This is a genomic window from Geoanaerobacter pelophilus (genome assembly GCF_018476885.1).
GTDB classification, from domain to species: Bacteria; Desulfobacterota; Desulfuromonadia; order Geobacterales; family DSM-12255; genus Geoanaerobacter; species Geoanaerobacter pelophilus.
Genome location: NZ_JAHCVJ010000002.1, coordinates 158,417 through 180,182, shown reverse-complemented (window position 1 = coordinate 180,182; position 21,766 = coordinate 158,417). Strand labels below are relative to the sequence as shown.

At 58.5% G+C, this 21,766-nt stretch carries 24 protein-coding genes; 21 read left to right on the top strand and 3 right to left on the bottom strand.

The features are described 5' to 3' along the window. The first annotated feature begins 8 nt into the window (after window positions 1–8). The 11 genes from cbiE (at window position 9) to KI809_RS06180 (ending at window position 11,329) form a co-directional block, all read left to right on the top strand. Window positions 9–1,223 carry a precorrin-6y C5,15-methyltransferase (decarboxylating) subunit CbiE gene (gene cbiE, locus KI809_RS06230; RefSeq protein WP_214170677.1) on the top strand — a complete coding sequence of 405 codons (1,215 nt, stop codon included), beginning with the start codon at window positions 9–11 and terminating at the stop codon, window positions 1,221–1,223. A gap of 135 nt (window positions 1,224–1,358) precedes the next feature. Further along, on the top strand, window positions 1,359–2,099 hold the full coding sequence (gene cobI / locus KI809_RS06225) for a precorrin-2 C(20)-methyltransferase (protein WP_214170676.1): 741 nt from the start codon (window positions 1,359–1,361) through the stop codon (window positions 2,097–2,099). After that, window positions 2,096–2,461 carry a hypothetical protein gene (locus KI809_RS06220; protein WP_214170675.1) on the top strand — a complete coding sequence of 122 codons (366 nt, stop codon included), beginning with the start codon at window positions 2,096–2,098 and terminating at the stop codon, window positions 2,459–2,461. The genes cobI and KI809_RS06220 overlap by 4 nt, the downstream gene beginning before the upstream one ends. 1 nt (window position 2,462) lies before the next feature. Next, complete coding sequence (cobM, locus tag KI809_RS06215; protein WP_214170674.1) at window positions 2,463–3,230, top strand: precorrin-4 C(11)-methyltransferase; 768 nt, start codon at window positions 2,463–2,465, stop codon at window positions 3,228–3,230. Window positions 3,231–3,237: 7 nt separating this feature from the next. After that, window positions 3,238–4,233, top strand: coding sequence for an alcohol dehydrogenase catalytic domain-containing protein (locus tag KI809_RS06210; protein WP_214170673.1), 996 nt, complete (start codon window positions 3,238–3,240; stop codon window positions 4,231–4,233). 9 nt (window positions 4,234–4,242) lie between these two features. Beyond that, window positions 4,243–5,349, top strand: coding sequence for an anthranilate phosphoribosyltransferase (gene trpD, locus KI809_RS06205; RefSeq protein WP_246559288.1), 1,107 nt, complete (start codon window positions 4,243–4,245; stop codon window positions 5,347–5,349). A gap of 2 nt (window positions 5,350–5,351) precedes the next feature. Continuing rightward, a complete protein-coding gene (locus KI809_RS06200) occupies window positions 5,352–6,410 on the top strand; it encodes a cobalt-precorrin 5A hydrolase (protein WP_246559262.1) in 1,059 nt (352 codons plus the stop codon). After that, window positions 6,407–8,731, top strand: a complete 2,325-nt coding sequence (locus tag KI809_RS06195) for a cobyric acid synthase (RefSeq protein ID WP_214170671.1) — start codon at window positions 6,407–6,409, stop codon at window positions 8,729–8,731. The genes KI809_RS06200 and KI809_RS06195 overlap by 4 nt, the downstream gene beginning before the upstream one ends. Next, complete coding sequence (cbiB, locus tag KI809_RS06190; RefSeq protein WP_214170670.1) at window positions 8,731–9,687, top strand: adenosylcobinamide-phosphate synthase CbiB; 957 nt, start codon at window positions 8,731–8,733, stop codon at window positions 9,685–9,687. Before KI809_RS06195 ends, cbiB begins: the two co-directional genes overlap by 1 nt. After that, window positions 9,594–10,772, top strand: a complete 1,179-nt coding sequence (cobD, locus tag KI809_RS06185) for a threonine-phosphate decarboxylase CobD (RefSeq protein WP_246559261.1) — start codon at window positions 9,594–9,596, stop codon at window positions 10,770–10,772. The genes cbiB and cobD overlap by 94 nt, the downstream gene beginning before the upstream one ends. A 179-nt stretch (window positions 10,773–10,951) precedes the next feature. Next, on the top strand, window positions 10,952–11,329 hold the full coding sequence (locus KI809_RS06180; RefSeq protein ID WP_214170669.1) for a PilZ domain-containing protein: 378 nt from the start codon (window positions 10,952–10,954) through the stop codon (window positions 11,327–11,329). A gap of 81 nt (window positions 11,330–11,410) precedes the next feature. On the opposite strand, the gene KI809_RS06175 is transcribed toward KI809_RS06180, so the two are convergent. Beyond that, entirely contained in the window at window positions 11,411–12,148 is a 738-nt protein-coding gene (locus KI809_RS06175; RefSeq protein WP_214170668.1) for a J domain-containing protein, read from the bottom strand. A gap of 153 nt (window positions 12,149–12,301) precedes the next feature. Here KI809_RS06175 and KI809_RS06170 point away from each other — a divergent pair, with 153 nt between their 5' ends. The 4 genes from KI809_RS06170 to KI809_RS06155 all read left to right on the top strand — a co-directional run bounded on the left by KI809_RS06170 (window position 12,302) and on the right by KI809_RS06155 (window position 15,537). Further along, entirely contained in the window at window positions 12,302–13,264 is a 963-nt protein-coding gene (locus KI809_RS06170) for a metal ABC transporter substrate-binding protein (RefSeq protein WP_214170667.1), read from the top strand. Beyond that, window positions 13,252–14,001, top strand: a complete 750-nt coding sequence (locus KI809_RS06165) for a metal ABC transporter ATP-binding protein (protein ID WP_214170666.1) — start codon at window positions 13,252–13,254, stop codon at window positions 13,999–14,001. The genes KI809_RS06170 and KI809_RS06165 overlap by 13 nt, the downstream gene beginning before the upstream one ends. 143 nt (window positions 14,002–14,144) lie before the next feature. Beyond that, window positions 14,145–14,969: a metal ABC transporter permease gene (locus tag KI809_RS06160; RefSeq protein ID WP_214170665.1), complete on the top strand. Its 825-nt coding sequence runs from the start codon at window positions 14,145–14,147 to the stop codon at window positions 14,967–14,969. 106 nt (window positions 14,970–15,075) lie between these two features. Next, on the top strand, window positions 15,076–15,537 hold the full coding sequence (locus KI809_RS06155) for a hypothetical protein (RefSeq protein WP_214170664.1): 462 nt from the start codon (window positions 15,076–15,078) through the stop codon (window positions 15,535–15,537). A 275-nt stretch (window positions 15,538–15,812) separates the two neighbouring features. Here the strand turns inward: KI809_RS06155 and KI809_RS06150 are convergent, their stop codons facing one another. Then, window positions 15,813–16,217 (bottom strand): hypothetical protein, encoded by a 405-nt coding sequence (locus KI809_RS06150; protein WP_214170663.1) that lies wholly within the window; start codon window positions 16,215–16,217, stop codon window positions 15,813–15,815. Between the two features lies 1 nt (window position 16,218). Then, window positions 16,219–18,036: a bifunctional homocysteine S-methyltransferase/methylenetetrahydrofolate reductase gene (locus KI809_RS06145; protein WP_214170662.1), complete on the bottom strand. Its 1,818-nt coding sequence runs from the start codon at window positions 18,034–18,036 to the stop codon at window positions 16,219–16,221. Window positions 18,037–18,119: 83 nt separating this feature from the next. Here KI809_RS06145 and KI809_RS06140 point away from each other — a divergent pair, with 83 nt between their 5' ends. The 6 genes from KI809_RS06140 (at window position 18,120) to KI809_RS06115 (ending at window position 21,569) form a co-directional block, all read left to right on the top strand. Next, window positions 18,120–18,731 (top strand): DedA family protein, encoded by a 612-nt coding sequence (locus KI809_RS06140; RefSeq protein WP_435052245.1) that lies wholly within the window; start codon window positions 18,120–18,122, stop codon window positions 18,729–18,731. After that, the gene (locus KI809_RS06135) at window positions 18,732–19,430 is read left to right on the top strand and encodes a TVP38/TMEM64 family protein (protein WP_214170661.1); all 699 of its coding nucleotides are present in this window, start codon (window positions 18,732–18,734) and stop codon (window positions 19,428–19,430) included. Then, on the top strand, window positions 19,423–19,755 hold the full coding sequence (locus tag KI809_RS06130; protein WP_214170660.1) for an arsenosugar biosynthesis-associated peroxidase-like protein: 333 nt from the start codon (window positions 19,423–19,425) through the stop codon (window positions 19,753–19,755). The genes KI809_RS06135 and KI809_RS06130 overlap by 8 nt, the downstream gene beginning before the upstream one ends. Beyond that, a complete protein-coding gene (gene arsS / locus KI809_RS06125; RefSeq protein WP_337833283.1) occupies window positions 19,752–20,744 on the top strand; it encodes an arsenosugar biosynthesis radical SAM (seleno)protein ArsS in 993 nt (330 codons plus the stop codon). Before KI809_RS06130 ends, arsS begins: the two co-directional genes overlap by 4 nt. Before the next feature lie 119 nt (window positions 20,745–20,863). Continuing rightward, window positions 20,864–21,358, top strand: coding sequence for a ferritin family protein (locus tag KI809_RS06120; protein WP_214170659.1), 495 nt, complete (start codon window positions 20,864–20,866; stop codon window positions 21,356–21,358). A gap of 16 nt (window positions 21,359–21,374) precedes the next feature. Further along, window positions 21,375–21,569, top strand: coding sequence for a hypothetical protein (locus tag KI809_RS06115; protein ID WP_214170658.1), 195 nt, complete (start codon window positions 21,375–21,377; stop codon window positions 21,567–21,569). Window positions 21,570–21,766 lie beyond the last annotated feature (197 nt).

Here is a 21,766-nt window from a genome sequence, read left to right as displayed (position 1 = left end):
AGGTTGTCATGCCTCAAAAAATCTATCTGGTTGGCGCCGGCATTACCGGTTGGGAAGGTTTCGGACCTAAGGCCCAGGAGGTTATTGCAAAGGCCGATCTCCTGATAGGTCATCAGCGGCACTTGGATATTTTCCCGGATTTTGCCGGTGAAAAACAGGAGCTTGGCGATCTCTCCATCATGCTGGAGTTGTTGAAAAACTCCGACAAGCGCACGGTAATCCTCGGTTCCGGTGACCCGAATTTCTTCGGCATCGCCCGGTTTCTGCTGCGCAACCTCCCCAAGGAGCGGATCGAGATCTTTCCCAACGTGACCAGCGTCCAGTATGCCTTTGCCAGGATCAAGGAGCCGTGGGACGATGCGGTCTTTGTCTCGGTCCATGGTCGGGGCATGGGGCGGGCGGTTGACCGGATCGTGGCCGCGGAAAAGGTTGCCATCCTGACCGATGGCGTCAATACCCCTGCCGCCATAGCCAGGGACCTCATTGCCCGCGGTGCGGAAGGCTATGATGCCTGGCTTTGCGAAGACCTGGGAATGCCTGGTGAGAAATTCACCAAGACCGATGTCCGGGGGCTGCTTGATCTCAAGCATTCGGAACTCAATATCCTGATCCTGATCAAGACCTGGGAGCCGAACCTGATTCACTACCCCTTGATCGGCATTGAGGATGAAGAGTTTGCCACTTCGAAAAAGTTGATCACCAAGCAGGAGGTGCGGGCCGTTACCCTGGCCAAGCTCCGTATTCAGGACGACCTGGTCATGTGGGACATCGGCGCCGGGAGTGGTTCGGTCTCGATCGAGGCGTCCAACCTGATGCCGAATGGCAAGGTGTACGCCCTTGAGCGCAACGCCCAGTGCCTGGGATTCCTGCGCGATAACCTGAAAAAGTTCGTGGCGCGCAATGTGATGCTGGTGGAGGCCTTTGCTCCGGAAGGGCTGGAGGAGCTGCCGGAACCTGACCGGGTTTTTATCGGCGGTTCAGGCGGCATGCTGGAGGAGATCATCGAAGCGGTAGACCGGCGCCTGAAGTCGGAAGGGGTGATCGTTCTCAACGCCGTAACTCTCGATACCCTGACCAAGTCGGTGGAGTTCCTTGAAGACCACGGCTATACCGTGGAGGTGACCTGCGTCAATATCTCCAGGACCCGCGGCCTGACCGAGTACAAGATGTTTGAGGCGCATAATCCGGTTTATATTGTTGCGGCCTGGAAAGAGAGCGAATGACGGCGTCGCAAAAAGTCCAGCTGCTGCGTTACGCTCAATCTTCGTCACTGCGACGTAGCCTCTGGCTACGGCTCGTTCCTCAGCTTTCGCAAGCCTTGCATCTGGAGCTTTTTGCTGTGCCTTATCAGGTGATGTATGAATGAAATCAACAAAGTTGGAACCATCTACGCGGTCGGGGTTGGGCCCGGCGACCCGGAACTGATCACGCGCAAGGCGGAACGGCTGATCCGCGAGGCAGATGTCATCTGCACTCCGACCGGCCGGGACGATGCTGCCAGTTACGCCCTGTCTATCGTTGAGCCGCTTCTTGACCGCAGCCGGCAGCAGGTTCTCACCCAGGTCTTCCCGATGCGCAAGGTGCAGGACGGCTTGGACGAGTTCTGGACCCGCTCTGCCGCCGAAGTGGCCGAGCATGTCCGTGCCGGCCGCACCGTGGTGTTCATTACCATCGGCGACCCGCTGTTGTACTCCACCTTTCTCTACCTGTACCGGGTGTTACGGGCAGATTATCCTGATATTCCGGTGGAGATCGTGCCTGGGATATCGAGCATCAATGCTGCTGCCGCTGCCGCCGGTGTGCCGCTCGGCATGGCCGGTGACCGGATTGCCGTGCTCCCGGCGGTTTATGAGGATGAAGAACTGCAACGGACGCTGCAGGAGTTCGATACCATCGTGCTGCTCAAGGTACACAAGGTGTTCGACCGGGTCTATGCGATGCTCTGCCGGAACGGCATGGAAAAGGGCGCGGTATTTGTCCGGCGCGTCGGCTCGGACCAGGAAGAGGTCGTCTTTGATCTGGGTTCCCTGGTTGGCAAAGAGCTCGATTACCTGTCCATGATGATTGTTTGTAAACGATTACAGCGAGGTGACTTATGAGAAAACTCCCGTTTCTTCTCCCGTCGGTCCTGGCTCTCTTGCTCAGCTTACCGCTTGCTGTCGCTGCGGAAGATGAGCCGCAGCCCGAGGCGCAATCGCTGGAATCTCAGGCCGTGGTGCAGCCGGTGAGCGAGGTGGGGCGCTACCAGCTTTTTGACAGCCAGTTTAGCGTCGCCTCCCTGAAAGGACCGGAGTTGTCGGAAAAGAACCTGTTCCGGATCGATACCGTTACCGGCACTGTCTGGATCGGCAAACAGGCCCAGTATATCGACCGGAAGAGCGGCAAGGTGATACAGCAGCGCTACTGGGAGCCGTTCGAGCAATATCTGGAAGGGCAGGCGCCCGCTCCGGCAGGGCGTTAGCATGAATCTCCATTTTGTCGGCGCCGGTCCGGGCGATGCCGAGCTGATTACGGTAAAAGGGGCGCGGTTGCTGGGCTGCGCCGATGTTGTCGTTTACGCCGGCAGCCTGGTGGACCGGGAACTGGTTCGTACCTATGCCCCGAACGCCCAGGTGTGGGACTCAGCCGGGCTGACCCTGGCCGAAACTACGCAACTGCTGGCCGATGCGGTCATTGCGGGTAAAGCAGCTGTGCGGCTGCATACCGGCGATCCTGCTATCTACGGCGCGATCCAGGAACAGATGGCTGAGCTTGATAAGCTGGGGATTGACTACGAAGTGGTGCCGGGAGTGACCAGCGCCTTTGCTGCCGCGGCCGCGCTCCGGCAGGAACTGACCCTGCCCGAGGTGTCGCAGACGGTCGTCATAACCCGCTTGGCCGGGAGGACTCCGGTGCCGGAGCGGGAGCGGCTGGCGGAAATAGCTAGAATCGGCGCGACGCTGGTTATCTATCTGTCGGTGGCAATGATTGATGATGTCGTCGCTGAACTGCTCACCGGCGCCTATACGCCGGAGACCCCGGTGGCTGTGGTTTCCCGGGCATCGTGGCCAGACGAGCAGACTGTCGAAGGGACGTTGGCGGATATCGCTGCAGAAGTGAAAGCCGCAGGCATCGGCAAGCAGGCCGTCATCATTGTTGGCGATGTGCTCAAGGCCCGCCGTGAGGGGCTCACGGCAGTATCTAAATTGTACGACGCCTCATTCTCTCACGAATTCAGAACGGTTTCCTGATATCTCCATGAGATTGCCCCATACCATGCAGGCGATAACGGTAACCGAGGTCGGCTCTTTCGAGTTCGGCCGGCGCGAGGTGCGGTTGCCGGAACCCGGCGAGGTGCTGATCAGGGTTACGGTTACCGGGCTCTGCCGCACCGACCTGAAGATCATTCGTGATGGGCACCGGGATCTCATTCTCCCTCGTATCCCCGGCGAAGAGGTGGTCGGCAGGATTGTCGCAGTCGGCGCCGGGGTGAGCGGGATCGCGATCGGCCAGAGGGTCTACGTCTATCCCGGCCAATGGTGCGGAGAGTGCCAGGCCTGCCGGAGTGGCGCTGAAAACCTCTGCCGGGCGATGCGGATTATGGGGTTCCACCGCGATGGCGGATTTGCCGGGTTTGTGACCGTGCCGGCGCAAAGCGTTATCCTGCTCCCTGACGCGTTGAGCGATGAAATCGCTGTTTTCGCCGAGCCGCTCTCCTGTTGCCTCAATGCCCTGGAACTGGCCCGCATTGCTCCGGGTGACCGGCTCGGTATCTGGGGTGCCGGGCCGGCCGGGACGCTTCTGGCGAGAGGAGGGGCTGCCAAGGGCGCTGTGCCGACGCTCATCGATTCTGATCCCCGAAGGGCTGAGCGCTGCGGTGGCCTGACCAGCCCACCGAAAGATCTGTTTGATGTCTGCGTCATCGCGGTCGGCGCTGCTTCTGCCTATGACCAGGCGCTGCAGGCACTTGCTCCGCGCGGCAGGCTGGTGGTTTTTTCCGGCCTTCCCCGGGATGGCGGGCATATTCCGGCTGATTTCAACACGCTGCATTACCTTGAGCAGACCGTTGTCGGGGCGTATGGCTGCTGTTATCGCCATGGCCAAGAGGCGCTGGCAATGCTGGCGTCTGGCAGCCTGCACGTCGCTGATATGATAAGCCACCGGATGCCGTTGGCAGAGCTAGGGCAGGCCCTGGAGCTGGTAGCGGCCAGGGAAAGCATGAAGATTCACCTTTATCCGACAGAGGAGAGTTAGGTTTTGACAATGACCACCCAGGAGTTCGGCGCAAAAATCCAGCGTCTGATTGAGAAGAAGAGTCTTTCATTTGACGAGACCTACGGCATGTTCCGGCAGGTGCTGCTTAACCACCAGCCTGACCTGCAGCAGGGGGCCTTCCTTGCCGCTCTGACAGCAAAAGGGGAGACGGTGGAGGAGATTGCCGGGGCCTGGGCTGCCATCGACGAACTGGATACGGTCCACTTTGAGGGCGAGATGCCGGGTCCGCTCTGCGAAAACTCGGGCACTGGCATGGATCAGCTTAAGACCTTCAATGTCAGCAGTGCTGCCGCCATCATTGCGGCTTCATGCGGGGTTGCCATGGCGCGCCACGGCGCCAGGGCCATCACCTCCAGCTGCGGCACCGTTGACCTGATGGAGGCGGTTGGGGTCGATGTCGATTGTTCGGTCAGCACCGTTGGCGAGAGCATCCGTGCCACCGGCATCGGCCTGTTCAACGGTATGAGTCCTCATGTCCACCCAGGCGCGCTGGGCAGGATCCTGTCGCAGATCCGTTTCGGTTCCACGCTCAATTTGGCGGCCTCTCTGGCAAATCCGTGTCGGCCGACCCTTGGTCTCAGAGGGGTGCACTCGCCCCATCTGGTGGAAAAAAGTGCCCAGGTAATGCGCCAGATCGGCTATCGCCGGGGTTTGGTGGTTCATGGCAGTGATGCGGCGTCAGGACTGGGCATGGATGAGATTTCTGTCTGTGGAGCGACGTCGATATGCGAATTTACCCCTGCCGGGACCATCAGCTATGAACTGCACCCGGTCGATTTCGGGATCTCACCGGTCCCGGCTGCGGAGGTAGCTGCTACCGGCCAGGTTGACCTGGAGGCGCGGCGTTTTATCTCGGTCCTCAAAGGAGACGGTCGCTATAGCGCCTGCGAAGACTTTGCCTGCCTGAATGCCGGGGCAATTCTGTACATTACCGGGCAGGTCCCTGAGATGCGCCGCGGCTTGGATGTTGCCAGGCAGGCTGTTGCCTCCGGCGGCGCTATTGCCAAGCTGAGGGAATGGGCAGGGTGCCAGGGTGTTGCGGGTGGCGCTGGCTTGAGGCGTTTCGATTCTCTGGTTGCTGATTGTGCTGCCTGACGATGGTGCGGATCGCGATCATTGCCATAACCCGTAACGGGGCGCGTCTTGGCACCCGGCTGCGCGACGGCCTTGGCAATGCCGATCTCCATGTTCTGAAGAAATATGCCGGCCAGGCAGGGAAAGGGGCTGCGACCTTCGATGGTGAACTGGGCGCGTTGCTGGCCCGACTGTGGCCGGAGTATGGCGGTTTTGTCTGCATTATGGCGACCGGCATCGTAGTCAGGCTGGTGGCGCCGCTTCTGGAGAGCAAGGAGCGTGACCCTGCCGTGGTGGTCGTGGACGATGCTGGCCGCTTTGCCATTTCCCTGCTTTCCGGGCACCTGGGAGGTGGCAACCTGCTGGCGGAACGGACCGCTTCGGTCATCGGCGCCAGGGCAGTCATTACCACCGCGACCGACAGCAATGAATTGCCCTCGTTCGACATGATTGCCCAGGCCGAGGGATGGGAGATCGATGATATCTCCAGGGTCAAGAGCCTGAACGCCTGCCTGCTTGACAACGAAGAGGTGGCGATAGTCGATCCTACTGACCGGTTGCGTTTTCATCTGCAGGGTAAGGCGACCATCTCGGTTCACGATGCGCTGATCGGCGCTCTGAGGAGTTCCGCCAAAGGGGTGGTTCTGGTCTCCAGCCGCCTGGTGCCGCCGCAGTTTCAGAACGACCGGATGCTGGTGGTTCGTCCCAAGAGTCTTTACCTGGGGATCGGCTGTAACAGGGGCACAACTACAGACGAGATCGGGGCAGTGGTGGCATCGCTGCTGAAGCGCCAGTTCCTCTCTATCAAGAGCGTGGCAGCGATCGGCACTGCCGAGGCCAAGAGAGAAGAGGCGGGGCTTATTGAGTTTGCTGGGCAGAACCAGATTCCGCTCCGGTGTTACAGCAGCGAAGAGCTGAATGAGGTGGCTGTGCCGTCGCCGGTTTCGCAGCATGCCATGGACGCGATCGGCGCGCAGGGTGTGGCGGAGCCGGCAGCACTCCTTGCCTCGGGTGGCGGGGAGCTGATCCAGCCCAAGTTCAAGAGCGGCAACGTCACGGTTGCCATAGCGGAGCGTACATGAGCAGATTATACGTCGTCGGGATCGGACCCGGCGGTGTTGAGCATATGACGATGGAGGCGCGCCGGGCAATTGAGACGGCCCAGGTTGTCGTGGGTTACAAGACCTACCTGGACCTGATCAAACCGATGCTGGTCGGCAAGGAGGTTGTCTCCTCCGGGATGCGCCAGGAGGTGGCCCGCTGTCGGGACGCCATCTCGGCCGCAGCTGCCGGCGCTGATGTTGCCCTGATTTCCAGCGGTGATGCCGGGATCTACGGCATGGCCGGAATAGCGCTCGAACTGGTGGCAGAGTGCGCCGAGCCGCCTGAGGTCGTAGTCGTCCCCGGAGTCTCTGCTGTCCAGGCGGCAGCGGCGCTGCTCGGGGCACCGTTGATGCACGATTTCGCGGTTATATCGCTTTCCGACCTCCTCACTCCCTGGGAACTGATCCGGAAACGGCTTGCCGCTGCGGCAGCCGCGGATTTTGTCATTGCCCTCTACAATCCGAAAAGCGCCGGGCGCAAGACCCAGCTTGCCGAAGCCAGGGAGCTGATCATGGCGGCAAGAGGGGCGGCAACTCCGGTCGGCATTGTCCGGAACGCGTTTCGCAAAGGCGAGGAGAAACGGGTAACCACCCTTGGCGAGATGCTTGATTGCACGGTGGACATGTTTTCCCTGGTGGTGATCGGCAACTCTGCCACCCGGATTGACGGCTCCGGGCGGATGGTGACCCCGCGAGGCTATGAAACCGGTGCGCCCGCTGCTGTGCGGTCTTTGCCTGCTGATGCCGGCAAGGCCGATCCCCGGACTTTTAATCTCGACCGGATTCAGGGCCGGGCCCTCATGTTTTGCGGCACCGGTTCCGATGTCGGCAAATCGGTGCTGGCCGCCGGATTCTGCCGGATTCTTGCCAATCACGGCATCAAGGTGGCGCCGTTCAAGTCCCAGAACATGGCGCTCAATTCGGCAGTAACCCCTGAAGGAGGGGAGATCGGTAGGGCTCAGGCGGTCCAGGCCGAGGCGTGCCGTATTCCGCCGCACACCGACATGAACCCGGTGCTGCTCAAGCCGTCGTCTGATACCGGTAGCCAGGTGATTATCCAGGGGCAGGCGGTCGGGCATATGCGGGTTCAGGAATACACCGCTTTCAAGCCGACTGCTTTTGCCAAGATCCGGCAGAGCTTTGCCCGGCTCCGGTCAGCCTATGACTGCATCGTCATCGAGGGGGCCGGGAGTATTGCCGAGATCAATCTCCGGGCGCATGACATTGCCAATCTCAAGGTGGCGGAGATGGCCGATGCCCCGGTGATTCTGGTTGCAGACATCGACCGCGGCGGAGTCTTTGCCCAGATCGTCGGCACCATGGAACTGCTTGAGCCGGGGGAACGCCAGCAGATAGCCGGCGTGCTGATCAATAAGTTCCGCGGCGATCCCTCGTTTCTTGGGCCAGGGATTGCAGAGGTAGAGCGGCGTACTGGTATTCCGGTGCTCGGCGTAGTTCCCTGGTTCAGCGGTTTCCGGCTGCCGGAAGAAGACAGCGTTGCGCTGCAGCGCCGCGCAAAAGTCCTCAGGATCAGGCCACGCAAGGAAAAACTCTCGATTGGGGTGATCAAGCTCCCCCGGATCTCCAACTACACCGATTTCGATCCCCTGGAAAACGAACCGGACGTGGTCCTGCACTATGTGGAGCAGGCAGAGCATCTGGAAAATCTTGACCTGCTGATCATCCCCGGCAGCAAGGCAACCATTGCCGATCTGAACCACCTGGCCGAAACCGGCCTTAAGGAAGCGATCCGGAGCTTCAAGGGTGAAATTGTCGGGATTTGCGGTGGTTACCAGATGCTCGGCAAGCTGGTGCTCGATCCGGATTCGGTGGAATCTGAGATCCGCCATGCCGAAGGGTTGGGGCTGATCGATGCTGCCACCGTGATGCATGCCGAAAAACGGACCCACCAGACCGTGGCATCGCTGCTCGAAGCCGGCCGGGAGTTTGCCCCGTGCCGCAGCGGCGTCATTCGCGGTTACGAAATTCATATGGGCGAGACGGTCCTTGGCGAAGAGCTGCGGCCGTTTGCCCGGCTGACCAGCCGCTCCGGGGAGAAGGTGGATCTGCTCGACGGCGCAGTTTCCCCGGACGGGCGGGTGATGGGGACCTATATCCACGGGATCTTCGACAATGCCGGGTTCCGGTCTGCCATGCTCAACCGGCTCAGAAGGAAGAAGGGGCTATCGACGGTCACTCCGGTCATTGCGGACAGCGATCCTCTTGACCTGCTGGCCGCGCACCTGGAGAAACACCTGGAAATCCCCAAAATCCTCCGGCTTTGCGGTCTTGAGGGATGATGACCCTTTCCCCCGCGGCCCTGCTCGGGGCGGTGCTGCTCGATCTGGTTCTCGGTGATCCCCGCTGGCTGCCTCACCCGGTGGTGCTGATCGGTCGCTTGATCACCAGGGTGGAAACAGTTCTCCGAAAGATAACGGCAAATGAACGCGTTGCCGGAATAATACTGCTGCTCATCACGGTTGGCGTCAGTACCGGTGGTGTGTCTTTGCTGCTGTGGCTCGCTGGCCTGGTCCATCCCTGGCTGGCCCAGATTACCGGGATGCTGGTCGGCTACACCTGTCTCGCGGCCCGCTCGCTGCATGCAGAGTCGGCACGGGTCAGCGAGGCCCTCGGGCGAGGCGATCTTGCGGCAGCGCGTGCCAGCCTGGCCATGATTGTCGGCCGCGATACCGAGCATCTCGAAACGCCCGACATCTGGCGCGGCGCAGTGGAGACCGTGGCTGAGAACAGTTCCGATGGGGTCATCGCCCCGCTGTTATTTCTCATGGTCGGCGGACCGGTAGCTGCCATTGCCTATAAGGCCGTCAATACCCTCGATTCCATGGTCGGATACAAGAATGAGCGCTATCTCCATTTTGGCTGGGCCTCGGCACGGTTTGACGACCTGTGCAACTGGCTTCCGGCGCGGGTTACCGGAGTGCTGATGGTTATCGTTGCCCCCCTGATCGGGTTGTCGGCAGGAGGCGCCTGGCGGATCATGCTGCGCGATGGCCGAAACCATTCTTCGCCGAACAGCGGCATTCCTGAGGCTGCCGCGGCCGGTGCGCTGCGGGTACGGCTCGGCGGCAGCAACCGCTATTTCGGGCAAGAGGTGGTGAAGCCGACCATCGGCGAGCCCCTGCACCCTCTGGATGCCAAGGCATGGCAGGGAGCCGTGAGATTGATGTATGGCGCAGAGGGGGCATTGGTGGTGGTGTGGCTGCTGACGGCAGTAGCCTGCAGAGGTGCGTCATGAGCCGGTACGATCACGGAGGGGATGTTTTCGGCACTGCCCGCAGGTCGGGGGTAGATCCGGAGAAGCTGCTCGATTTCTCCGCCAGCATCAACCCTCTCGGCATCTCGGCAGCGGTCAGGTCGGCGCTGCTGGCAGCGGTTGACCGCCTGGTCCATTACCCCGAACCGTTTGCCGCGCCGTTGCGGGAAATTCTCGCTTCCTGCCACGGGGTGGCACCGGAACAGATCCTCCCGGCCAACGGTTCAACCGAGCTGATCTACCTTCTCCCCAGGTACGTCCGGGGTAAACGGGCGCTGATCGTTGCCCCGGCATTCTCAGAGTACGCCAAAGCATTGACTGTAGCCGGTTGGGAGGTGCGTTATCATCTTCTGTCGCCGGATGACGGTTTTTGCCTGGTGCTTGATGCGCTCCAGGAGAGCATCGAGCAAGGCTGCGACCTCCTGTTTCTCTGCAACCCGGGAAACCCGACCGGGCGGCTCTACTCCAGGGAGGAAATGCTGGCTGTTGCCCGGATTTGCCGCGCAGCCGGGGTCTTTCTTGTGCTGGATGAGGCGTTCATGGATTTTTGCGGTGAAGAAGCCTCACTGGTCCCGGAACTGGCCGCATCCGGAAACGGAGTGGTCCTGCGTTCCCTGACCAAGTTTCATGCAATTCCCGGCTTGCGGCTTGGATATGCCGTGGCATCAGCCGCTGTCTGCGAGCGGTTGGCAGAACTGCGCGGGCCATGGAGTGTCAATGCCCTGGCCCAGGCAGCAGGGGCGGCCGCTGTCGGCGACATTGCCTATCGCGATGCGACCAGGGAGTTTGTGGCGGCCGAGCGGCAAAACCTCCGGCAGCAGCTGTCGGAAATCTGCGGGCTGCTCCCTTTTAGCGGGGCTGCCAACTATCTGCTGGTCAAGCTGGATGCTGGCCGGTCAGTCAATGATTTGTGCGACAAACTGCTTGTGCGTTACGGCATTATTGTCAGGGATTGCAGCTCCTTTGTCGGATTGGAGGGCGGCTATTTCCGGGTGGCGGTCCGTACCTCTCAGGAGAACAGGCTTCTGGTAAAATCTTTGCGAGAGCTGTTGCCAGGGCGTCAATGATGGTGTAAAGTTCTACCTACTCGGGTGTCGGATTATTTGACACTTTTGGGTGATACGGTTTTGCCGGCTCAGTCAATGTGACGTAATTACGAGTAGATGTGTTGTGGGTATGTTTTTTGCTTTTAATATTGGTTAAGGATTTCTAGCTGTTGGCGATGACTGCCTTTTGGAGGGGAAATATGGAAAAGAGAAAATATTCACGGGTTCCGTTCCATGCGCCGGTATTTGTCAGCAGCCGTGGCAGGACCTATGCGGGCGAAGTTGAGAATGTCTGCCATGGCGGCATGTTCATAAAGACCTATGGCGATTTCAGTGCCGGGGAGCAGGTGCTGGTTTCCGTGAGCTTTATCGAAGGGAGTTCCAATCTTTCGGTGACCATGCCTGGCAGGGTTGCCCGACAGACCAGCGATGGTGTGGCCCTGCATTCGCCGCATATCGACACCCATTCGCTGATTCACCTGGAGTATCTCATGGCCAGCAACAATGATAAGCGCGACCAGTTGATGACCGATTTTGTCGATTATGTCACTTCCCAGCAGGACCGCCGGCTGCTGTAACCCATCTCTTTCGGCTGCCGCAGAAATGACCAGGCGGCAGCCGCTATCGTAATCCCCCGAATTTTAATCAGAAAAAGGTGTTTACTTCGCTTTGCGGAACTGCTGGTTCCTGATCTGGGCGTTGTGCTTGTGCATGTCGAGGATCAGTGCTTCCATCTCGCGATCAGTAAGGTAGCCGGATTGAATAAAGTATTTCCCCAACTTCTGCTGCTTTGAGCGCTGGTGGGTCAGCAGCAGTGACAGCTGGTGCTCGGTCAGCAGTCCGTTGCGCACGGCTTTTTCGCCAAAGAATCCAGAGAATTTCTTGCAGGAGAGGATCGCTTGCACCGCTTCATCGGTGAGTAGTCCCCAGTTGCGGGCTATCCGTCCCAGAGTCGGGCGTTGGCTTCTCTGCCAGACCAGGGCGGAAATAAGGGATTGATAAGAGATTACGCCGCGATAGTAAAGGTAACGACCGATTTCAAGATGCCTGCGCGGCAGTGGGCCATGGTGGTAGACATGCCCGTCATTGGTGCTCTTGCGAGGCTGATGTCTTTCCTTCGGTGGAGTATTGGCCATTGCCGGCCTTTTTTGCTTCACAAAGGCGGAGAGAACATTGTAGGCTTCGGTGACGCGATGAAAGGCCTCCGGCGGCGTGGCGTGCCGGGCGGAATGACCTGCACAACAGTCGGGGTGGGTCTCCCTGGCTCTTTTGCGAAAGGCGGCCTTGACCCCTTCCGGCTGGAGATATGAGAAAAACTCGACCGGTGGGTCTAAATCGTTGCCGAACAGCACTTTGCAGGCGCTGCGGAGTTCAGCTTCATTGAAAAGTCCGATCATGATCACCCCGTTTGCTTCCGGTTGATTTATACCTCACGACACGAAATAAGGCAATATTTGTGAAGAACCATTTCTTGACATCATTGGGCGTCTGACTATTATTGAGCTGGACTTTAACTGGTGGCTTTTATGTTGGCGTTTGGGGGTGGATGAATGAGGGTCGGTTTAGCGCTGCTATTGATCGTAATGACGCTGTCTGTTGCTGTTGGCTGCAAGCAGAAAGCTGCTGCGCCTCCCTCGTCGGATGCCGGTCTCTCGGTGGTTACCACACTTTTTCCGCTTTACGACATGGCCCGCTCTATTTGCGGCGACAAGGCAACTGTTCGCCTCCTGGTTCCTCCCGGCGTCGAGCCGCACAATTTCGAGCCCCGACCGGATGATATGGTGACGATCAGCAAGGCCGGTCTGTTTATCTACACCAATCGTTTCATGGAACCCTGGGTCGCCAAGCTGATCAGCGGCATTGGTTCCAAACAGCTGACTGTTGTCGATGCCAGTGCCGGCCTGAGCTTGCACCCCGCCGGTGCCGATGATCACCATGAGCACGCCGGACATGACACCGAAGAAAAAGGGCACGCCGGAGGGATGGACCCCCATGTCTGGCTGGATCTCGAAAATGCCTCGAAGATGGTGGATACCATCCTTGCCGGTGTAGTCAGCCGGGACCCGGCCAACCGGTCTATCTATCAGGCAAATGCAGAATCCTATAAAAAGAGGCTTGAGGAGCTTGACCTCCGTTACGCGAAGACCCTGGGGGACTGTAGCAGCCGGGCCCTGCTCCATGGTGGCCATTATGCCTTCGGTTACCTTGCTCGGCGCTACAACCTTGATTATCTGGCAGCAACCGGTGTTACTGCCGATGCCGAGCCGACTCCCAAGCGGTTGGCAGAGCTGGTTACCCAGATCAGAAAGCTTGGCATAAAGGCCGTTTTTACCGAGGAGCTGGTTTCGCCGAAACTTGCTGAGACCTTGGCCGGAGAGACCGGGGCGGAAGTGCTGAGACTGCACGCCGGCCACAACGTCAGCAGGGACGAACTGGCCAGGGGGGTAACCTTTCCTGCCATCATGGAACAGAATCTTGCTGCACTCGCCAAGGGGCTGCAATGCCGCCAGTAATCGCAGTAAATGGCCTGTATTGCCGCTACGGGGTAACGCACGCCCTGACCGATGTGAGTTTTACGGTTGATGGTGGTGATTACATCGCGGTGGTTGGCCCCAATGGCTCGGGTAAGAGCACCCTGGTAAAGGCGCTGCTTGGCTTGGCCGGTTGCGATGAAGGGGATGTCACCCTGTTCGGCACCTCACTGCAGGAATTCAACGACTGGCACAAGGTTGGCTATCTTCCCCAGAATCTCAACCTGTTCAATCCGATCTTCCCGGCAACGGTCAGCGAAGTGGTCGGCCTCGGGTTGCTTGCCGGAAAGCGTTTCCCTAAGAGCATCAACAGAAGCGATAGCACCAGGATTGAAGAAACGCTGGAGCAGATGGGAATTGCCGATCTGCGGCGCCGGCTGATCGGGGATCTTTCCGGGGGACAGCAGCAGAGGGTCCTGCTGGCCAGGGCGCTGGTAAACCGGCCGCAACTGCTGATTCTCGACGAACCGACTGCTGCACTTGACCCTGAGACCAGGGACCGGTTCTATACGCTGCTGGCTGATATCAACCGCAACAGCGGCACGACCCTGATGCTGGTGACCCATGATTCGGCGACAGTCGGCGGCTGTGCCTCCAAGCTGCTCTATCTTGACAAGAAACTGGTTTTTTACGGTACCTTCAAGGAGTTTTGCGCTTCGCCGGAGATGACCGGGCATTTTGGGGGGGCGGCACAGCACCAGATCTGCAGATTGCATTAACGCGAATTCGGTAAAAGTCCATCTGCTGCGTTACGCTTGCCCGTCGTCACTGCGACGTACCTTCCAGGTACGACTCGTTCCTCAGGCCTCGCAAGCCTTGCATCTGGAGCTTTTTCCGAATCCGTGGGGAGTTGGTTTTAACTATGGGAATTATGGAAACCTTGTCATACGGCTTCATGCAGCGGGCCTTGCTCGCCGGGTCGCTGATCGGCGTGCTCTGCGCGGTGCTTGGCTGTTTCCTGGTGCTGCGGCGGCTGTCGTTGATCGGTGACGGCCTGGCCCATGTCACCTTTGGCAGCGTGGCCCTGGCGCTGTTTTTCAAACTCTACTCGGCAGCGGCAATCCTGGTGTCGTTACCGGTGGTCATGCTCTGTTCTTTGGGGATCCTGCGCCTTTCTGAGCGCGCCAAGCTGACCGGTGACACGGCCATTGGCATTGTCTCCTCGCTCGGCATTGCCGTCGGCGTCTTGCTGGCCAGCCTTGGCGGCGGTTTCAATGTGGACCTCTTCAGTTACCTGTTCGGCAATATCCTGGCCATCAGCAGGGAAGAGGTGATCCTGGCAATAACCCTGTGCGGGGTGGTGCTGGTGCTGGTAACCTTTTTCTACCATGACCTGATGGCGATCACCTTCAATGAAGAGCTGGCGCGGGTCGCAGGGGTCAGGACCAAGGGGATCAGCGCCATGCTGGTGCTGCTCACCGCCCTGACCGTGGTGCTGGCCATGAAAGTGGTCGGGATCATGCTGATCTCGGCCCTGCTCATCCTCCCCTCGTCGTCCGCCCTGCAGCTTGCCAAGGGGTTCCGGGCGGCCCTGCTGCTGTCCGCCGCTCTGGCCGTCACCGGGGTGATCGTCGGCATCTTTGTCTCGGTGGCTCTTAACCTGCCGACCGGGGCCACCATCGTCCTCCTCAATTTCGCAATCTTCGCCCTGGTCTATTCCGGCAAGCGGTTACTGGCAAGGGACTGAAAGTTTATTTCATTCGATTGCCTGCTTACGTCCTATTGGGTAGGTCACCGGCCATGAGCAGGTAAAATGTAGTAATGGAGAGTTGAACTAATCATGGAGAATAGAGATGTTCAATGCGAAAAATATTCTAATTTTGTTGTTGCTAACAACGATTAAATCAGCTTTTGCAACTGAGCCTGTAAAGAGTGAATTAGTAGTAGGAACCCGCGAACAATTTCGCGCTTGTCTGGATTCAGAAGACATTCTCAACAGTCGCCGTAAACTTATTGATGAGCACCTTGCCGCAAACCATGCAACTATGAAGCAGATACAAGACGAGTCCGCTGCTATTGTTGAGGAGCAAAAACAACTGATTTCTGCTGGTGCACTACAGTTTGATATGTTTAACAGGCGAGTTGAAGAACACAATAAGTTAGTTAAAACTGCAAACGAAAGTGCCGAGAAGATGAAAGCTGAACAAGACGCCTACAACGAAGACATGATCGACCACAACAAAAGGTGCGCGACCCTCGTGATCAACATAATAGATCGCCAAGCGGTATTATCGGAACGCAAGGGAAAACGTTAAAGCATAACCACCGAAAAAGTAACTCTCCATATTTCCTTTAATTTGGGGAAGCTTCTTTTTTTATTTTAAAAATTCCTAAGGGGGAAATGACTCTTTCCCGAGCAGAAAAAGAGAAGGAAACAATAAAAAAGATCGACCACTTGAAGAAGTTAAGGCATCTCTGTGGTACGTCTGCTAAGAGAAAGTCGAAATTGTCGATGTCCCTGAAATGAATTCCCTCATGACCTGAAAAAGAAAGATGATCGTCAGGCAACCAACGTCATGACGCATCCGTGTTACGGGAATGCCGGCGGGTATGAGGTCAAGCGCCACCCTTCCGGTTCGATGGTGTCGAAGTACTGCCAGGTCTGGGTATCCACGACCGTCTTGATGGTGAGCCCGCTCTTCAGGTGGTAGTCGTACTCGACGATGACCGTCGCCTTTTTCTGCTCCTTGGAGAAATCAACCCCCTTGATCCTGTAATCGACAACCTTCACCCTGTTGAAACCGGTGGCTTTCTCCAGATACTCGGGCCTCATCGGTTCCGAGACCAGGAATGCGGCACTGGAGACCTCCTGCCAGCGGATCAGTTGCTGGTAATCCCGTACGCTGGTGTCCAGGGTTTCCCTGGTGATCTTCATTGAAGCGCACCCAGTTATCAGTAGCAAGGCAACCGCCAGTAATCCGAAACGTCTCGTCATTTCATTTCCCCTCTCGTATGAAGCGAATCAGTTCTGCGGCAATAGCATACCGGCCGAATGGCGGGATCAGGTAAAACCCGCCGACCTTGTGCCTGGCTGCAGTTATGAACTCCTTGGCAATCCTCACCCCCTCTGCAACACCGGCCTCCTTTTCCTTCCCTTTCATCCTGGTGCGGATCTCGTCCGGGATAACGATGCCCGGCACCTCGTTGTGCAGGTACTCGCAGTTCCGTTCGCTGACCAGCGGGAGAATTCCCGGCAAAATGGGGATCCCCAGGTGGGCGGTCTGCTCAAGCATCGCATCAAAGACCGCTTGCTCGTAGATCGGCTGGGTCTGGACAAACTGGGCGCCGTTGGCGAGCTTTTTCTCCAGCCGTGTCACCTGGACCGCCATTTTCGGCGAGTTCGGATTAAAGGCGCAGCCGATGGTGAAGCCGGTGCCGGTGCCGATGCTGTTGCCGACCGCATTGACCCCATTGTTCAGGTCTTTGATCAGTTTGATCAGTTCAAAGGAATTCAGGTCATAGACTGACGAGGCCCCTGCCTGGTCGCCGAGCCGTGCCGGGTCGCCGGTGACTGCCAGGATGTTACGGAGGCCGAGGAGGCTGGCGCCCATCAGGTCGGACTGGAGGCCGAGCAGGTTCCGGTCGCGACAGGTGATATGGGGGATGACCTCGATCTCAACCTCACGCTGGATCATGCTGCCGAGGGCGATGTTGCCTACCCGTACCCGTGCCAGCGGATTTTCCGCCAGGTTGATGGCATCGGCGCCGGCGCTTTTCAACGCCTGGCTCCCTGCCAGCACCTTTTCGATCGCCATGCCGGGGGGAGGGTCGAGTTCTACGGTAATGATCGGCCGTTTTCCCCAGTCGGCCAGAAAGCCCGATTTGAGCGGTTCGCTGCTGTCGAGCGCCTTTGCTGCCGGGGATTGACTGATAACGACCCTGGGCGAAGGTTTCGCCCCTTTGAGGCGGAGGGCAACGGCGCGAATATGTTCCGGAGTGGTGCCGCAGCAGCCACCCACCAGTGTTGCCCCGCCGGCAGCCATCTCGGCCGCCATGCCGGCAAAGTATTCGGGGGTGCAGCGGTAGATGTGGCGGCCATCGACGAATTCCGGGAAGCCGCTGTTCGGATAGGCGGAGAGCGGCAGAGTCGTTGCCTTTGCCAAACGCTCGACGATCCGCAGCAGCTCCAGAGGGCCGGCGCCGCAGTTGGCGCCGATGACGTCGGCGCCTGCCGCTGTCAAGCTACTGGCAACCTGTTCCACGGTAAATCCGGCGGCAGTTCTTCCCCCCTCGACATAGGCCATGCTGGCAATGACCGGTAGACCGGTGGCCTTGGCAGCAGCGACGGCAATAACTGCCTGGTCCAGGTCGGAAAAGGTTTCGAGCAGCAGCAGGTCAACGCCCCCTTCAGCCAGGGCGGTTGCCTGTTCCAGAAAAATCGCCCGCTGTTCGTCCGGTTGCAGAAGCTTCTCTTCCCCCTTGAGCCTCGCCAATGGGCCAATCGAGCCGGCAACCAGTGCCTGGTCCCCGGCTGCCTGCCTGGCTATGGCTGCCCCGCGCCGGTTGATCTCGGCAACTTTGGCTTCAAGGCCGATTGCCTGCAGGCGGGAACGGTTCGCCCCGAAGGTATTGGTCTCGAGGACCTGGGCTCCGGCAGAGAGATACTCCTGGTGCAGCTCCAGCACCAGCTGCGGCCGGATGATGTTCAAATGCTCGAAGTTTACCTCAAGCCCGATCCCCTTGGTATAGAGCATGGTGCCGATGGCGCCGTCGCCGACAAGGACCTCGTTTTGCAAACGGTCTATAAGTTTCATGGCCTCTTTATTGGTTTTGCTGGAGTTTTTTTCGCTATCTGTTAAAATGCCCCGCTACATAATGGAAGCTGAGGAGAAAACTGATGCTGCATGAAGCAATGAACTGGCTGGTCACAACAATCGGCGCCATGGGTTATCCCGGCGTCTTCATCCTGATGGCCATGGAGAGCTCCCTGATCCCGGTTCCCAGCGAGCTGGTGATGCCGCCGGCAGGCTACCTTGCCCAAAAGGGGGAGATGAACATGGTTGTCGCCATCCTCTGCGGCACGGTCGGCAGCCTGGTCGGCGCCTATGCCAACTACTTTGCCTCTCATTATCTCGGCCGACCGCTGGTGCTGAAATACGGAAAATATGTCCTGATCTCTCCGGAGAAATTCGCCAGGGTCGAGACATTCTTCCACAAGCATGGCGAGATTTCAACCTTCATCGGCAGGCTGCTGCCGGTGGTGCGCCATCTGATCTCCATTCCGGCCGGACTGGCCGGGATGAACCACCTCCGCTTCTCGCTCTACACCCTGGCCGGGGCCGGGATCTGGTGCACCATCCTGACCCTGATCGGCTACGTGATCGGCAAGGAGCAACAGCTGATCATGCAGTACTCGCATCAGGCGGTGCTTGGTGTGCTCGTTTTCAGCGCACTGCTGATTGCTGTTTATGTCTGGCTGCACCGCCGGAAAGCTGCGAAAGCCGAATAGATGTCTGCCGGACAGACAGGTAAGAAAATTGCGCTTGTCCTGGGTTTTGCCGGGCTGCTGGCTTTTTTCTATTTTTCAGGGCTTGGCAGGTTCCTGACCCTGGCCACCCTCAAGGCCAACCGGGAGGCGCTGGCATTGTATTACGCCGACCATCGTCTGCTGATGGTTGGCTCCTTCATCGGCGTCTATATCGTCCAGACCGCGCTTTCGCTTCCCGGAGCCGCACTGATGTCGCTGGCTGCCGGCGCGATCTTCGGGGCCTTCAGCGGTACCCTCTATTCGGTCATCGGTGCCACCGTGGGGGCCACGGCTGCCTTTCTTGCCACTCGCTACCTGCTGCATGACATGATGCAGCGCCGGTTTGGTGAACGGCTGGAAGGGATCAACCGCGAACTGGAGCGGCGTGGCCTGAACTACCTGCTGTTTCTCCGGCTGGTGCCGGTATTCCCCTTTTTCCTGATCAATCTTGCCGCAGCCCTCACCAGGCTGCCGTTTCGCACTTTTTTCATCGGCACCTTCCTTGGGATCATCCCCGGCGGTTTCGTCTTCTGCAATGCCGGCGCCAGTCTCGCTTCGGTCAGCAGCCTGTCGGAAGTGGCCTCGCCGCGAGTCCTCGGTTCGTTTGCCCTGCTGGGGCTGTTCGCGCTGTTACCGGCACTTTACGCCAAATTCAGGGAGAGAGGGGAAAACCATGAATAGTTACTACGATCCGGCAGACCTCGGCAAGTTTAGCGAGATCGGCAAGGAAGCGCCTCATCTGGCGACGAAGTTCTTCGATTACTACCAGGCGGTCTTTAGCGAGGGGGAACTGACCGAGCGGGAAAAGGCACTCATCGCCCTGGCTGTGGCCCATAGCGTACAGTGTCCCTATTGTATCGATGCCTACACGCAATCATGCCTGGAAAAGGGTTCCAATCTGGCGGAGATGACCGAGGCGGTCCATGTGGCCAATGCCATCAGGGGGGGCGCGTCACTGGTGCACGGGATCCAGATGCGCAAGGTTGCGGAGAAGCTTTCCCAGTGACTCCGGATTGCAGCGATAGCGTCGGTTGTTCCGGAATCAGGCCGTTCTCCAGCTGCCTTGCCAATCACGGTCTGGTGCTGACCCGTGACAATGCCACTACTCTCCAGATAAACGTGGGGTTGAACTGCAACCTGTCATGCCGCCATTGTCACCATTCCGCAGGCCCCGGTCGGACAGAGACGATGAGCCGTGAGACAATGGCCGCGGTCACGGCCTATGCCGCCAGGGTGCCTTTTGCTGCCATTGATGTCACCGGTGGCGCTCCGGAACTGGTGCCGGGGATTGCCGATTTCCTGGCGGAACTGGCCACTGTCTCGCAACGGCTGATGTTCCGTACCAACCTGGTGGCGCTCCATGATCATGGCGGGGATGAACTGGTCAGACATTGCGCTGCACTCAAGGTGGCCCTGTTTGCCTCGCTCCCCTCGATCAATGAGGGCCAGGCTGATGGCCAGCGAGGCTCCGGGGTTTTTGCCACCAGCGTGGCGATGTTGCGCCGCTTGAACGAGGCGGGTTACGGCATCCAGGGAAGCGGCCTGGAGCTGAACCTGGCCGCCAACCCAGCCGGCGCCTTTCTCCCCACAGGTCAGCAGGCTGCAGAGCGCCGTTTCCGGCAGGAACTGACGCGGCGTTACGGCGTAGAATTCACCAATCTGGTTACCTTTGCCAATGTGCCGTTGGGAAGGTTTCGCGACTGGCTGGAAACCTCCGGGAACTTGGCCGGTTACCTGGAAAAGCTAGCGGCAGGCTTCAACCCCTGCACTGTTGCCGGCCTGATGTGCCGCAGCCAGGCGGTAATCGACTGGCGCGGCTATCTCTTTGACTGCGATTTCAACCTGGCCGCAGGTCTGCCACTCGGCGGCAGGCCGATCCACGTCAGCGAACTGTCCGGGCCACCTCCTGCCGGTTTAGCCGTTCCGACCGGCGACTACTGTTACGCCTGCACCGCCGGGGCCGGGTTTACCTGCGGCGGTGCAATCTCTTCCTAAGTCACCTGCTGCCTAAGCTTGCCATAACATAATTCCCCCCTGTTGCTGCCGCCTCTAGTATTAATGAACTTCATTTTCCCCAAAGTGCTATAATTAGACCATAAGAGGAGGTGATGTTTATGAACGCCATCAACTACATGATCGAATTCGAGGAAGATGGCCTTCACCTGTATGACGCTCTGGCGTGCGACTGCGCCAACGACGAGCTGAAGACAACATTCAACCTGCTGGCAGATTCGCAGAGGAAACACCTTACCGAACTGCTTGAATTAAGGGACCGGGTTGGCGTTGGCGGGGCAAACTCGGTACTCGTTGAGCGGGTAGCCAATGTCCCGAACGGATTCAAGCGGCTGCTGGAGAGCCACGACATCCATCGCGAACTGAAGAGTGATCCTGATGCTGTCTGGCATATCCTGAACGCCGAAGAGGATTACATAAAGCTGCTTGACGGGATGGCAAAGAGTGAGCCGGTAACAGAGGTGCGCGAGCTGATGCTGAGGATGGTGGAGGACGAGCGGGAGCACCTGGAAAAAATCGTCAATATCTATGATTTTATCAAGGCGCCGCATACCTATCTCGAATGGGGCGAGTTCAGTAACCTGCACCCTTTGTAGGGAGGAGGTGGAGAGGATGAAACGCAGCGAATATGAACGGGTCTGCTACATGACCGAACAGCGGGATGACAAAGTTGCCTTGCGCAACCTGAAGAGCGGCAAGGTTGGCTATCCTTTTGGCTGCACCATGGCCGGCGAGACGGTCCAGATCAAGCTTGAAGATGGCGGCCTGGATTCCTGGAGCCGCGACGAATGCGTTGAAGAAAAGTAACGGCAAGCAATTGCCTGACCGATATCAGTTTCAGCCTGCCTTTGAGCAGGCTTTTTTGTTACAAGTTTGAAAAATCCAGCGTGGTTGTTTGAACATTTTTAGGGGGATGATATGCTGTTAGTAAAATTTCATGGCAGTATTTTGGTGAAAAAGCTCATGTTTTTCTCGTGTCAGAGTTTGGCCTAGCGTCATATTGC